The following is a 13,367-nucleotide window of genomic DNA, read 5'->3' on the forward strand; positions in this document are numbered from 1 at the left end:
CGGCGGTGTCAGCGGCGGCGGGGGTGGCCGGTATGGCCGGAGCCGCGGCCTCGGCGGCGCCCCCGGGCGGGCCCGCGGGGCGCGACGCCGCACGGCGCCTGCGGCGCGGCGGCAGGGTGTCGCTGGGGGTGTTGTTCTCCGAGCCCTCAGTGGGTTCGTTCGGCTCAAGCATGCGGGCGGTTCTCCCGTCAGGCCCCCGGGCGCCGCGCCTGGTCCGGTGATGTCCGCGGCCCTCGCTTCGCTTGCGCGGGGCCGCCATCCGGGGGCGTGGGCGCCGCACGGGAGCTCTATGTGTCTGTCTCGCCGGTTCCGTACGCCCAAATGCGGACGGCCTGGCGAAAGTCTCGGTCAGTGCGCTGCCCGACCCAGGTGGCTCCCGAGTACAAGGGCGGCGCTGCTGTTGCTCTCGACTGACTTCCCTACGCGGGACCTTCCGGCGCCGACGCCTTCGCGGCGGCAGCGGCTGCCCCTTCGTTCTGAAGTGGGGCCGTGGCTGCCTCGCGGTCGGGCGCGAGCGGGTCGGTCACCGTGCCGGTCTCCTCGTCAAGGAGCCCCTGCGCCAGCCTGGTCACCGCTGCGGGGACCGGCGGCGCCAGGTCGGCCACAGCTCGGAGGCCGGACAGGACGTCGTCGGGTCGTACGGCAGGTGTCACGTGCCGAACAACCAGCCGCAGTATCGCACAGGGCTGGTCGGTCGGCCTATCAGTGTCGTGAGCAAGCGCTTCGTCAGCCTTGACGGCCGCCAGGCTCACGACGGCCTCGCGGGCGTCGAACGTCCGGATGCCGTTCTTCGTGCGGCGCTGGACCTCGACGGTCTCCGCGGCCCGGAAGGCCTCGGCGGCCCGCTCGGCGTCCGCCGGCTCCACGCCGTCGAGGCGCAGCTCCCAGATGGACGCGGTGAGCCGGTCGGCGAGACCGGAGGTGTGCGACTCGACGGCGTCCACGATGTCGAGTCCGACCGGCATCGACTCGTCGAGCAGCTCGCGCAGCTTGTCGGGGTCACGCGGCTCGGTGAGCGCGATCTCCAGATACTCGGCCTCACTGCCCGTGCCGGTGGGTGCGGCATTGGCGTACGACACCTTCGGGTGCGGGGTGAAGCCCGCCGAGTACGCCATGGGCACCTCGGCGCGGCGCAGCGCCCGCTCGAAGGCGCGCTGGAAGTCACGGTGGCTGGTGAACCGGAGGCGGCCGCGCTTGGTGTAGCGCAGGCGGATGCGCTGCACCGCGGGAGCGGGCGGCGGGCCTACGGGCTGTCGCTTGCCCAGTGTCGTTCAGTCCTTCGTGAGTGCGGTCGTACTGCTACCTAGAGTACGTGCCTCGGCGGGATGTGGTTCCCGCCGGGCCTGGGGCACGGGCTCCCGGCCGTGCGGCGCGACCGCCACCGGCACCCGCTCCTTCGGCGCCCCGAACAGCATCCGCCGCACATCCGCCCGTGCCTCGCGCACACTGCGGCGCGCCGATGCGAGGGCCTGGCGGGTGGCGCGTCCGGCCTCCTTCGCGGCCTGGACGGCGGGCCGCCAGACCGTGTCGCGCACGGCGTGCCCGACGGGCGTGAGGAGGGACCGGTAGACCCAGCGCACCGGATCGACGAACAGCCACCGCAGGAGCCTGCCGAGGAACCGCCAGAAGGCCCGCGACACATGCCCGGCGACGCGCCACGCGTGCCCGAGCGCGTCACCGATCTCGCGTACGACGACACCGATGGCCCGCCCGACGGGTACGAACACCCAGCGCCACACGGCGACGGCGGGCACGACGAAGATCCAGCGCAGTACGGTCCCGATCCCGCGCAGCAGCCACCAGACGCCGGCCCCGATGCCCACCGCGAGCCGGCCGATCCCCCGGCCGGCCCACGCAACGCCGGCCCAGATCCCCCGCCCCAGCCACGCGATGCCTTGCCCGATCGGCGTAAGGACGACCTCGTACAACCAGACAGCCGGAACGACGACCAGCACCCGCCCGAGCCACCCGAGCCCGCGCCCCACCGGCACGACCACATACCGCCACAGCCCCACCCACGGCCACACGAACAACGCCTTCAGCAGCCACACCGCACCGACGCCGAGCCCGCGCCCCGTGGCCGCGATCCCGACGCCGATCGCCCGCGCCAGCCAGGTGATGCCGTGCCCGATTGGCGTCAGCGCCGACCGGTAGAGCCAGACCGCCGGGATCACGAAGAGGGTCCGCCCCAGCCACACCAGCGCGGCGCCCGTACCGCGCACGCACCACACGATGCCGTGCCCGAGAGGCGTGAGGACCGCCTCGTACAACCACACGGCGGGAACGACGACCAGCACCCGCCCCAGCCAGCCGAGCCCGCGCCCCACCGGCACGACCACATACCGCCACAGCCCCACCCACGGCCACACGAACAACGCCTTGAACAGCCACACCGCACCGACGCCAAGACCCCGGCCGACCGGTGTGAAGACGTACTCGTTCAGCCAGTCCAGCGGCGTCACGATCAGGGTCCGGCCCAGCCAGGCCACGGCGCGGCCCACGGGGCGCAGCCCGCGGAGGTGGACGAAACGGCCGCACGCGGCGAGCGCGTCCCACAACAGGCGGACGGGGACGACGAGTACGAGCACGACGATCCGCACGGGAAGGCGGATGGCGACCGCGAGGCAGCCTTCGGCTCGTTCGGCCTCTTCCGGCTGCCGCGGAGGCCGCTTTTCCAGGTCCATGCCGTCCTAGACGCGTCAGTTCGGGTGCTGGTTCGGCAACGCGCCGGTCGGGACGGTCGCAACCCAGTAGCGGAGCTTGCCGCCCCGCTGGTCCTCGAAGACGCCGCCCGCGCCCTCGATCACCTTGCGCGAACCGGTGTTGTCGGTGTCGCAGGTCACCAGGACGGATTCCAGGCCCAGTTCACGGGCGTACGGCAGAGAGCCGATCAGCATCGCCGTGGCGTGGCCGCGGCGGCGGGCGGTGGGGCGGACGTCGTAGCCGATGTGGCCGCCGTACTCACGCAGGAAGCGCGTGCCGACGTGATGACGGATGGCGAGGCGGCCGAGATACTCCGCGCCGTCCGCGTACCAGAGGGTCGTGACGGGTACGGAGAGCGGCTCGGCGGGGTGGGCCGCGGCGCGGACCTCGGTGACGTAGCGCTCGAAGACCACCGGGTCGTGCCATTTGTCGCCGTAGTCGCGCAGGGTGCTGCCGAGCGTCGTGTCGTCGTCCGGGCCGCCACGCCCCTCGGCGCGGAACTCCTCCATCGCGGCGACGAAGGAGCGATGCACGGAGCCGGTGGGCAGAACGAGTCGAGGACCCGCTCCGCCCACCGGCTCCGGCTGCGCCATCTGCTTCTTCTGCTTCTGCTTCTACTTCTACTTCACGACCGTCAGCGGCAGCAGCTTCTTGCCGGTCGGGCCGATCTGGATCTCGGTCTGCATCTGCGGGCACACGCCACAGTCGAAGCACGGGGTCCAGCGGCAGTCCTCGACCTCGGTCTCGTCGAGCGAGTCCTGCCAGTCGTCCCAGAGCCAGTCCTTGTCGAGACCGGAGTCCAGGTGGTCCCAGGGCAGGACCTCCTCGTACGTGCGCTCACGCGTCGTGTACCAGTCGACGTCCACACCGAAGTCGGGCAGCGTCTTCTCGGCGCACTGCATCCAGCGGTCGTACGAGAAGTGCTCGCGCCAGCCGTCGAAGCGGCCGCCGTCCTCGTACACGGCACGGATGACCGAGCCGATGCGGCGGTCGCCGCGCGAGAGCAGGCCCTCGACGATGCCGGGCTTGCCGTCGTGGTAGCGGAAGCCGATCGAGCGGCCGTACTTCTTGTCGCCGCGGATCTTGTCGCGCAGCTTGGTGAGCCGGGCGTCCGTCTCCTCGGCCGACAGCTGCGGGGCCCACTGGAACGGCGTGTGCGGCTTGGGCACGAAACCGCCGATGGAGACCGTGCAGCGGATGTCGTTCTGGCCGGAGACCTTGCGGCCCTCGGCGATCACGCGGGTCGCCATGTCGGCGATCTGCAGCACGTCGTCGTCGGTCTCGGTCGGCAGGCCGCACATGAAGTACAGCTTCACCTGACGCCAGCCGTTGCCGTACGCGGTGGAGACGGTCCGGATGAGGTCGTCCTCGGAGACCATCTTGTTGATGACCTTGCGGATGCGCTCGGAGCCGCCTTCGGGGGCGAAGGTGAGACCGGAGCGGCGGCCGTTGCGCGTGAGCTCATTGGCCAGGTCGATGTTGAAGGCGTCGACGCGGGTCGAGGGGAGGGACAGACCGATCTTGTCCTCCTCGTACCGGTCGGCGAGGCCCTTGGCGACGTCGGCGATCTCGGTGTGGTCCGCGGAGGAGAGCGAGAGCAGGCCGACCTCTTCGAAGCCGGTCGCCTTGAGACCCTTCTCCACCATGTCGCCGATGCCGGTGATGCTTCGCTCCCGCACGGGGCGCGTGATCATGCCGGCCTGGCAGAAACGGCAGCCGCGGGTGCAGCCGCGGAAGATCTCGACGGACATCCGCTCGTGGACCGTCTCCGCGAGCGGCACGAGCGGCTGCTTCGGGTAGGGCCACTCGTCCAGGTCCATGACGGTGTGCTTGGACACGCGCCACGGGACACCCGACTTGTTCGGTACGACGCGGCCGATCCGCCCGTCCGGGAGGTACTCGACGTCGTAGAACCCGGGGACGTAGACCGAACCGGTCCGCGCGAGCCGGAAGAGGACCTCTTCACGGCCGCCGGGGCGGCCCTCGGCCTTCCACGTCCGGATGATCTCGGTCATGTCGAGCACGGCCTGCTCGCCGTCACCGATGATCGCGGCGTCGATGAAGTCGGCGATCGGCTCGGGGTTGAAGGCGGCGTGGCCTCCGGCGAGGACGATCGGGTCGTCGATCGTGCGGTCCTTGGACTCCAGGGGAATCCCGGCCAGGTCGAGCGCCGTGAGCATGTTCGTGTAGCCCAGCTCGGTGGAGAAGCTGAGCCCGAACACGTCGAAGGCACCGACGGGGCGGTGGCTGTCCACGGTGAACTGCGGGACCTTGTGCTCCCGCATCAGCTCCTCGAGGTCGGGCCACACGCTGTAGGTGCGCTCGGCGAGGACACCCTCGCGCTCGTTCAGTACCTCGTAGAGGATCATGACGCCCTGATTGGGCAGACCCACCTCGTACGCGTCCGGGTACATGAGCGCCCAGCGGACGTCGCAGGCGTCCCAGTCCTTGACGGTGGAGTTGAGCTCTCCGCCGACGTACTGGATGGGCTTCTGGACGTGCGGGAGAAGCGCTTCCAGGCGTGGGAAGACGGACTCGACAGGCATCTCGGCGTCTCTCATGAGCTGGCAGGGGTGACCATCAAGCGTACCCCGGCGCTCAGCCCTCCAGCGCCGCCCGCAGTTTCCCTTGCGACGCCTGGGCCCACACCTCCGGCAGCTCCCGCTCCCGGTCCGCGGCGGCCGACTCCTCCTGGCCGTACAGGAGGCCCCAGGTGAACGCCGTCTCGCCCGCCGTGTGGGCCTGGATCGCCAGGTTCCGCAGTGCGTCGCGGGCCACCACGCTGTCCTGGTGGTCGCCGAGCACGGTCTGGACGGCCTTCATCCGCTTGGCGAACCGCTTGGCGGGTCTGCCGAGCGCCGGCGTCGCCGCCTCGCCCGCGTACCGGGCGCGCTTGGCCGCCTTGCGGGCCTCGTGCATCGCCAGGTCCCGCTCGCCGCCGGGCGGCAGCGCGAGGGCGTGCTCGACGCGGCCCGCGAGACGGTCGTAGTCCTTCAGTACGGCCTTGGGGAGGGCGTCGGCTGCGGGCGCGGCGGCGGCCTTCCGCAGCAGCGGGGGGTCGGCGAGCAGCGCGTCCAGGGACTCCAGGAGCGCCAGGTACCGCTTCCCGTCGAGCACGGCGACCGTCCTGCGCCGCGAGCCGCTGCGGCGCGCGACGGTCCAGATGCGCAGGCGGCCGCGGACCGGGCCGAGCAGGAGGGTCCGGGGCAGGGCGGCGATGCGGGCGGTGAGCCGCTCGGTCAGGACCTCCTGGTCCCGGTCGACACCCAGCTCCCCCGCGAGCCACTTCAGCTCCTCGCCGATGGGGTCGGTGACGGCGCGGTCGAGGAGCTTCCCGTACGACCGGAAGGCGCTGCGCATGCGGCGCGTGGCGACCCGCATCTGGTGCACGGAGTCGGGGAGGTCGCGGCGGACGTCGGGGTCGAGGGCGACCAGGGCGTCGCGCTGGGTGCGGAGGTAGGCGAGGACGTGGTCGGCGGCTGTGACGGGCGTGGATTCCGCGGCGGCCGCTTCCGGGGCCTTGGCCGCCTTCTTGCCGCCCTTGGACTTGTTCTTCTTACGTTCCTTCGGTGCCGTCTCCGCGAATGCCCTGCCCAGCTTCGATGCGGACGTCGACCGCTCCACGCCCGCCTTGCGCAGCCGCTTCTCGACCTTGTCCAGGAGCGCGGGATCCGCCTCGTCCGCCAGCTCCACCTCGATCTCGGCCCACTCCGCGGTGCCGCCGCCCTCGCCGAGCCGCTCGGCCCGCACCCGGTCGACGCTCAGCTCGGCGAGCAGCGTGCCCTTGTCGTCGACGAGATGGCTCAGGTCCCGCGCGGACAGCAGGCGGACGACGGGCGCCAGTTCGGCGTCCCGCACCCGGGAGCGCACGAGCCCGGACAGCGCGCGCGGCACCGCGTCCGACAGCGGGGCGTGCACCTCGTCGCGCACGCCCTCCGCGAGCGACACCGGCAGTTTCAGGTGCCAGCCCGCGTCGTCGCCGCCGGTGCGGCGGCGCAGCGTGATCGAGGAGGCGAGCAGGGCCTGGTCGGCCGTGTCGTAGTAGACGGCGTCCAGGTCGACGACGCCCTTGTCGAGGACCTGTGCGATCCCGGCGACGCCGGTCAGGTCGGGCAGCGCCAGGTTCGGCGCCCCGACGTCGTACTTCCGCTCGATCTCCCGCTTCGTCTGCCCCATGAACCGAATCTAGACGCGAAACGGAACCCTGGGCAGCCCCGCTGCAGCGCTAGGCCGACAATGGCCGTTGCACCTTGATCGACTGGAGCAGGCCGACCGCCACCCACACCGCGAACATCGATGATCCTCCGTACGAGACGAACGGCAGCGGAAGGCCGGCCACCGGCATGATGCCGAGGGTCATCCCGATGTTCTCGAAGGACTGGAACGCGAACCAGGCGATGATCCCGGCGGCGACGATCGTGCCGTACAGCTCCGTCGTCTCGCGCGCGATGCGGCAGGCCCGCCAGAGCAGGACGCCGAGCAGGACCAGGATCAGTCCCGCGCCCGCGAAGCCCAGCTCCTCGCCCGCGACGGTGAAGACGAAGTCCGTCTGCTGCTCGGGGACGAACTGTCCGGTGGTCTGCGAGCCCTTGAACAGGCCGGTTCCGGTCAGGCCGCCGGAGCCGATGGCGATGCGCGCCTGGTTGGTGTTGTAGCCGACGCCCGCCGGGTCGAGCGCGGGGTTGGCGAAGGCCGCGAAGCGGGCGATCTGGTAGTCGTCGAGGACGCCCAGCTGCCAGACGGCGACCGCGCCCGCCGCGCCCGTGCCGAGGAGTCCGAAGACCCAGCGGTTGGAGGCACCGGAGGCGAGCAGGACGCCGAGCACGATCATCGCCATCACCATGACCGACCCGAGGTCGGGCATGAGGAGCACGATCAGTATCGGTACGACGGCGAGACCGAGGGCCTGGACGACCGTGCGGTGATCGGGGTGGACCCGGTCGCCCGCGTCGACGCGCGCCGCGAGCAGCATCGCCATGCCCAGGATGATCGTGATCTTCACGAACTCGGACGGCTGGAGCGAGAAGCCGCCGCCGATCACGATCCACGCGTGCGCGCCGTTGATGGTCGCGCCGAGCGGGGTGAGGACGAGGAGGACCAGGAAGACCGAGATGCCGTAGAGGATCGGCACGGCCGTGCGCAGGGTGCGGTGGCCGAGCCAGATCGTGCCGGCCATCAGGGCGATCCCGATGCCGATGTTCAGGAGGTGCTTGAGCACGAAGGCGTACGGGTCGTCGCCGACGAGCTCGGTGCGGTTGCGGGTGGCCGAGTAGACGAGCGCGGAGCCGATCGCGGAGAGCGCGAGCGCCGACAGCAGTATCGGCCAGTCGAGCCTGCGGACCAGGGAGTCGCGGGCGAGCAGCCGCGACATCGACATCTTCGAGCGCTCGGGGCCGTATCCGGAGACGGAGAAGCCACTGTTGCCGGCCACTAGTCACGCCTCCAGTTCTCGGGCGTGCCCGCCGCCAGTTCCTGCTGCTCCTGCGGCGGCTTGGGTGCCTCGGGCTTGTACGGCTTGATCTTCGGGGAGTCGATCGAACCGTCGGTCTCGATCTTCGGCAGGTTCTTCTGCGGCTGGGGCAGCAGGGCCTTCTTGAGGTCCTGCTTGCCGTTCTCGTCCAGGCCGTAGATGCCGTCGTAGATCTTGCGGACGGCGGGTCCCGAGGCTCCGGAACCCGTACCGCCCTGGGAGATCGTCATCACGATCGAATAGTCCTTGGTGTACGTCGCGAACCACGAGGTGGTCTGCTTGCCGTAGACCTCCGCCGTACCCGTCTTGGCGTGCATCGGGATCTTGTCCTGCGGCCAGCCGCCGAACCGCCAGGCCGCGGTGCCCTGGGTCGCGACGTCGGCGAGCGCACCGTCTATGTCCTTGCGCGTCTTCTGGTCCATCGGCAGCTTGCCGTGCGACTTCGGCTTGAGCTCCTGGACCTGCTTTCCGTCGGCGCTGATGATCGCCTTGCCGACGGTGGGGTCGTAGAGGGTGCCGCCGTTGGCGATCGCGGAGTAGATCGTCGCCATCTGGATCGGCGTGACGAGGGTGTCGCCCTGGCCGATGGAGTAGTTGACGGAGTCACCGGCGCGCATCTTCATGCCTTCGAGGCAGTTCTCGTACGCGATCTTCTGGACGTAGTCGCCGTCCTTCTTGCCCTGCTTGCACCAGCCGTCCTTGTTGGCCTTCCAGTAGTCCTTCTTCCACTGGCGGTCCGGGACGCGGCCGCTGACCTCGTTGGGCAGGTCGACGCCGGTCTCCTTGCCGAGGCCGAACTGGTGGGCGGTCTTGTAGAACCAGTCCTTGGCGTCCTTCTTCGGCTTGTTGCCGCCGTCCTTGGCCCACTGGTCGTGCGAGAGCTTGTAGTAGACGGTGTCGCAGGAGACCTCTAGGGCCTGGCCGAGGGTGATGGAGCCGTGGCCCTTGGACTCGAAGTTCTTGAAGGTCTGGCCGCCGATGGAGTATGAGCTGGGGCACGGGTAGCGCCCGTTGAAGTCGTAGCCCGCGTTGACGGCGGCGGTGGTCGGGATGACCTTGAAGATCGAGCCGGGGGCCGCCTGGCCCTGGATGGCGCGGTTCAGGAGCGGGTAGTTGGACTTCTTGCCCGTGAGCTTCGCGTAGTCCTTGCCGGAGATGCCGCCGACCCAGGCGTTCGGGTCGTACGTCGGGTTGGAGGCCATGGAGACGATGCGGCCGGTCTTGTTCTCCATGACGACGACGGCGCCCGCGTCGGCCTTGTAGTTCTCGTTGGTGTTCTTGTCGAACTCCTGGCGGGCCTTCTTCATCGCGTCGTTGAGCCAGTACTCGGACAGCGCCTGGACGCGCGCGTCGATGCTGGTGACGACGTTCGCGCCGGGCTCGGCCGGGTCGGCCTTGGCCTTGCCGAGGACGCGGCCGAGCTTGTCGACCTCGTAGCGGGTGACGCCGGCCTTGCCGCGCAGCTGGGCGTCGTAGGTCCGCTCAAGTCCTGACCGGCCGACCTGGTCGGAGCGGAGGAACGGCGAGTCGGTGTGCTCGGCCTTGGTGATCTCCTCGTCGGTGACCGGCGAGAGATAGCCGAGCACCTGCGCGGTGTTGGACTTGCCGGGTGCGGCGTAGCGGCGCACGGCGGTGGGCTCGGCGGTGATGCCGGGGAAGTCCTCCGAGCGCTCGCGGATCTGCAGGGCCTGCTTGGGCGTGGCCTCGTCGGTGATCGGGATCGGCTGGTAGGGCGAGCCGTTCCAGCAGGGCTGCGGGGTCTTGGAGTCGCAGAGGCGGACCTTCTCGGCGACGTCCTTCGCGCTCATGCCGAGGACGTCGGCGAGCTTGGCGAGGACCGCCTTGCCGTCGTCCTCCATCTTCATCAGGTCGGTGCGGGACGCGGAGACCACCAGACGGGTCTGGTTGTCGGCGATCGGGACGCCGCGGGCGTCGAGGATCGAGCCGCGTACGGCGGGCTGGACGACCTGCTGGACGTGGTTGCCGGAGGCTTCCTTGGCGTACTCCTCGCCGTTGCGGACCTGGAGGTACCAGAGGCGGCCGCCGAGGGTGAGGAGCAGGGAGAGTACGAGGATCTGGATGACGACGAGGCGGATCTGGACCCGTGGGGTCCGTCCGGTTTCCGGGATGTTGGTCACTTCTCCCCTCCCCTGGGGCTGAAACCTGGCGTGCGGTGCCGTGCCCTCAAGTGCCGTGCCCTCACAGGCGCTTGACCCCCTTGATGCGTCCGGCGCGCGCGACGCGGGCCTTGGCGGCCTTCATCCGCAGTCCGCCGCCGCGCTGGCTGCCGATGCGCAGGCCGGTGCCCGAGGAGAGCCAGCCGGCCGATACGTCGGTGGCCTTGCCGCCCGAGGAGCTCTCGCCCAGCGGGTCGTTCTCGGCACGCCGGGCGAGCGCGATGATCAGCGGCACGGTGAACGGCGCGAGCAGCAGGTCGTAGAGGGCGGCGGTGAAGAGCAGCCCGCCCAGGCCCACATGGCGGGCGGCGGTGTCCCCGACGAGGGCGCCCACACCGGCGTACAGCAGTGTCGAGCCGATGGCGGCGCCGACGACCACGACGAGCGGGCCGGACGCGGACCTGAGCCGCCCGGTCTCCGGCTTGGCGAGGCCCGCGAGATAGCCGATGACGCAGAGCACCAGGGCGTACCGCCCGGCGGCGTGGTCGGCCGGCGGGGCGAGGTCACAGAGCAGTCCGGCGCCGAAGCCGATGAGGGCGCCGCCCACATGGCCGTAGACCAGCGCGAGGCCGAGCACGGTGAGCAGCACCAAGTCCGGGACCGCGCCGGGCAGTTGCAGCCGGGCGAGGACGCTGACCTGGATGACCAGGGCCACGACGACCAGGGTGGTGGAGAGCAGGATTCGGTTGAAGCGCATGGGTCCGGATCTCCTACTGCTCGTTGCCGTTGTCGACGCCGTCGGCCGGGGGCTGCCCCGAGGGGGTGGCCGTGACGGTCACCGTGGGGGTCGGCTTCGGCTTCTCGGGCTTCTTCGGCAGGACCGTGTCGCGCGGGTCCTCGCGAGGCGCCTCGACGACGACGCCGACGATGTCCAGCTTGGTGAAGCCGACGTACGGCTTGATGTAGATGTTGCGCGTCAGGTCGCCGCCGGAGGGGTCGACGCGGACGACCTCGCCGACCGGGACGCCCGGCACGAACGGCTTGTCGGCCTGCGAGCCGAAGGTGACGAGCCGGTCGCCCTTCTTCACCTTGGCCTTGCCGTTGAGCATCTGCACCGAGAGCGGGCGGTCGCCCTGTCCGGTGGCGAAGCCGAGCTCGTCGGTCTTCTCCATGCGGGTGCCGACGGTGAAGTCGGGGTCGTTGGCGAGCAGCACGGTCGCGGTGCTGGGGCCGACGGTGGTGACGCGGCCGACCAGTCCGTCGCCGTTCAGTACGGTCATGTCGCGCTTGAGCCCGTCATTGGCGCCCGCGTCGATCGTCACGGTCCAGGAGAAGCCCTGGGCCGCTCCTATGCCGATGACCTCGGCGCCCTTGATGCCGTACTGTCCCGCGCCGGCCTTCTTCAGCATGCTGTCCAGCTGTCTGACCCGGCTGCGGTTGCGGTCGTCGCTGCCGAGCTTCGCCTTCAACGCGGCGTTCTGACGCTCGAGTTCGGCGATCCGGTCATGCCGGTCACCGGAGTCCCGGACCGCGCCGATGGCATTGCCGATCGGGTCGACGGCGGACGATACGCCGTCCTCGACCGGGCCGAAGACCGTGGCGGCGGCCTGTCGGGCACCGTCGACCGGCGAGTCCTCGCCGCCTCGGATGTCCACCGTGATCAAAGCGAACGCGATGGCGATCAGCAGCACCAGGAGCAGCCGGCTCTCTCGTGTGTCCCTCACGTGCGGCGGCCGTGCCTTCCTCAGTTGGAAATCCGTTGAATTGTGAGCAAGTCTGCGTGGCTCTGGGCATCTGGGTAACTCAGAGCAAAGGTATGCAATCGGATTCCGCGGCGTCTGCGGTCGCCGCGGAATTGTTATGCCTTTTCTTGTCTGTCTCGTCTGTCCGGTCTTGCCTCTATATCAACGATCCGCCGTACGAAGTGGCAGGCACTCGTACGGCGGACCTTTTCGCGTCAGATCATCTGCGCGGCTGGGCGTCAAGCACCTGCTGCAACGCCTCGAACTCCTCGACGCACTTGCCGGAGCCGAGCGCCACGCTGTCCAGCGGGTCCTCGGCGATGTGGATCGGCATGCCCGTCTCGCGGCGCAGCCGCTCGTCGAGGCCGCGCAGCAGGGCGCCGCCTCCGGTGAGAACGATGCCGCGGTCCATGACGTCACCCGACAGCTCGGGCGGGCACTTGTCGAGGGTCGTCTTGACCGCGTCGACGATCGCGTTGACCGGCTCCTCGATGGCCTTGCGGACCTCGGCGGCGGAGATGACGACCGTCTTGGGCAGCCCGGAGACCAGGTCCCGGCCGCGGATCTCGGTGTGCTCGTCGGCGTCCATGTCGTACGCCGAACCGATGGTGATCTTGATCTGCTCGGCCGTGCGCTCGCCGAGGAGGAGGGAGTACTCCTTCTTGATGTGCTGGATGATCGCGTTGTCCAGCTCGTCGCCCGCGACGCGGATCGACTGTGCCGTGACGATTCCGCCGAGCGAGATGACGGCGACTTCGGTGGTGCCGCCGCCGATGTCGACGACCATATTGCCCGTGGCCTCGTGGACCGGCAGGCCGGAGCCGATGGCCGCGGCCATGGGCTCCTCGATGATGTGCACCTGGCGCGCACCGGCCTGCGAGGAGGCCTCGATGACGGCGCGGCGCTCGACTCCGGTGATGCCGGAGGGCACACAGACGACGACCCGCGGGCGGGCGAGATAGCGCCGCTTGTGGATCTTCAGGATGAAGTAGCGGAGCATCCGCTCGGTGATCTCGAAGTCGGCGATGACGCCGTCCTTCAGCGGACGCACGGCCACGATGTTGCCGGGCGTGCGACCGATCATCTTCTTGGCTTCGGCTCCGACGGCGAGGATGCCACCGGTGTTGGTGTTGATCGCGACGACGGACGGCTCGTTGAGTACGATCCCCCGACCCCTGACGTACACCAGCGTGTTGGCGGTCCCGAGGTCGACAGCCATGTCACGGCCGATGAACGACATGTTGTTCCCCATGAGGATGCGTCTGGCCTTCCCAGGTGAAGCGTGTGATGGCTTTTTAGGTAGGCGAGGTGGGTGCTGTGTGGCGTGGAGGCTTA

10 protein-coding genes are annotated in these 13,367 nt (G+C 69.9%); all 10 read right to left on the reverse strand.

Translation table 11 applies throughout. The features are described from left to right. Positions 1–419: 419 nt before the first annotated feature. The gene (locus ACIBKX_RS04850; protein ID WP_363273327.1) at positions 420–1,223 is read right to left on the reverse strand and encodes a TIGR03936 family radical SAM-associated protein; all 804 of its coding nucleotides are present in this window, start codon (positions 1,221–1,223) and stop codon (positions 420–422) included. A gap of 48 nt (positions 1,224–1,271) precedes the next feature. After that, the gene (locus tag ACIBKX_RS04855; protein ID WP_363273325.1) at positions 1,272–2,684 is read right to left on the reverse strand and encodes a hypothetical protein; all 1,413 of its coding nucleotides are present in this window, start codon (positions 2,682–2,684) and stop codon (positions 1,272–1,274) included. Between the two features lie 15 nt (positions 2,685–2,699). After that, positions 2,700–3,296 (reverse strand): GNAT family N-acetyltransferase, encoded by a 597-nt coding sequence (locus ACIBKX_RS04860; protein WP_363273324.1) that lies wholly within the window; start codon positions 3,294–3,296, stop codon positions 2,700–2,702. Between the two features lie 27 nt (positions 3,297–3,323). Beyond that, a complete protein-coding gene (locus tag ACIBKX_RS04865; RefSeq protein WP_363273322.1) occupies positions 3,324–5,249 on the reverse strand; it encodes a TIGR03960 family B12-binding radical SAM protein in 1,926 nt (641 codons plus the stop codon). A gap of 52 nt (positions 5,250–5,301) precedes the next feature. Continuing rightward, the gene (locus ACIBKX_RS04870; protein WP_363273321.1) at positions 5,302–6,879 is read right to left on the reverse strand and encodes a CYTH and CHAD domain-containing protein; all 1,578 of its coding nucleotides are present in this window, start codon (positions 6,877–6,879) and stop codon (positions 5,302–5,304) included. 49 nt (positions 6,880–6,928) lie between these two features. Continuing rightward, complete coding sequence (gene rodA, locus ACIBKX_RS04875; protein WP_399375670.1) at positions 6,929–8,080, reverse strand: rod shape-determining protein RodA; 1,152 nt, start codon at positions 8,078–8,080, stop codon at positions 6,929–6,931. 53 nt (positions 8,081–8,133) lie between these two features. Beyond that, a complete protein-coding gene (gene mrdA, locus ACIBKX_RS04880; RefSeq protein ID WP_363273319.1) occupies positions 8,134–10,311 on the reverse strand; it encodes a penicillin-binding protein 2 in 2,178 nt (725 codons plus the stop codon). A 61-nt stretch (positions 10,312–10,372) separates the two neighbouring features. Next, positions 10,373–11,047: a rod shape-determining protein MreD gene (gene mreD / locus ACIBKX_RS04885; protein ID WP_363273318.1), complete on the reverse strand. Its 675-nt coding sequence runs from the start codon at positions 11,045–11,047 to the stop codon at positions 10,373–10,375. Positions 11,048–11,060: 13 nt separating this feature from the next. Then, positions 11,061–12,014: a rod shape-determining protein MreC gene (gene mreC / locus ACIBKX_RS04890; protein WP_363273317.1), complete on the reverse strand. Its 954-nt coding sequence runs from the start codon at positions 12,012–12,014 to the stop codon at positions 11,061–11,063. A gap of 238 nt (positions 12,015–12,252) precedes the next feature. Further along, positions 12,253–13,272, reverse strand: coding sequence for a rod shape-determining protein (locus tag ACIBKX_RS04895; RefSeq protein WP_030362602.1), 1,020 nt, complete (start codon positions 13,270–13,272; stop codon positions 12,253–12,255). Between the last annotated feature and the right edge of the window lie 95 nt (positions 13,273–13,367).

The sequence above is a fragment of the Streptomyces sp. NPDC050658 genome (assembly GCF_044457025.1).
In the GTDB taxonomy this organism is placed as follows: domain Bacteria; phylum Actinomycetota; class Actinomycetes; order Streptomycetales; family Streptomycetaceae; genus Streptomyces.

Bases quoted from the DNA above. Each gene is read 5' to 3' on its own strand.
- ACIBKX_RS04870 (WP_363273321.1), bottom strand. From the start codon at position 6,879: ATGGGGCAGACGAAGCGGGAGATCGAGCGGAAGTACGACGTCGGGGCG.
- ACIBKX_RS04855 (WP_363273325.1), bottom strand. From the start codon at position 2,684: ATGGACCTGGAAAAGCGGCCTCCGCGGCAGCCGGAAGAGGCCGAACGA.
- ACIBKX_RS04865 (WP_363273322.1), bottom strand. From the start codon at position 5,249: ATGCCTGTCGAGTCCGTCTTCCCACGCCTGGAAGCGCTTCTCCCGCAC.
- ACIBKX_RS04860 (WP_363273324.1), bottom strand. From the start codon at position 3,296: ATGGCGCAGCCGGAGCCGGTGGGCGGAGCGGGTCCTCGACTCGTTCTG.
- ACIBKX_RS04895 (WP_030362602.1), bottom strand. From the start codon at position 13,272: ATGTCGTTCATCGGCCGTGACATGGCTGTCGACCTCGGGACCGCCAAC.
- rodA (WP_399375670.1), bottom strand. From the start codon at position 8,080: ATGTCGATGTCGCGGCTGCTCGCCCGCGACTCCCTGGTCCGCAGGCTC.
- mreD (WP_363273318.1), bottom strand. From the start codon at position 11,047: ATGCGCTTCAACCGAATCCTGCTCTCCACCACCCTGGTCGTCGTGGCC.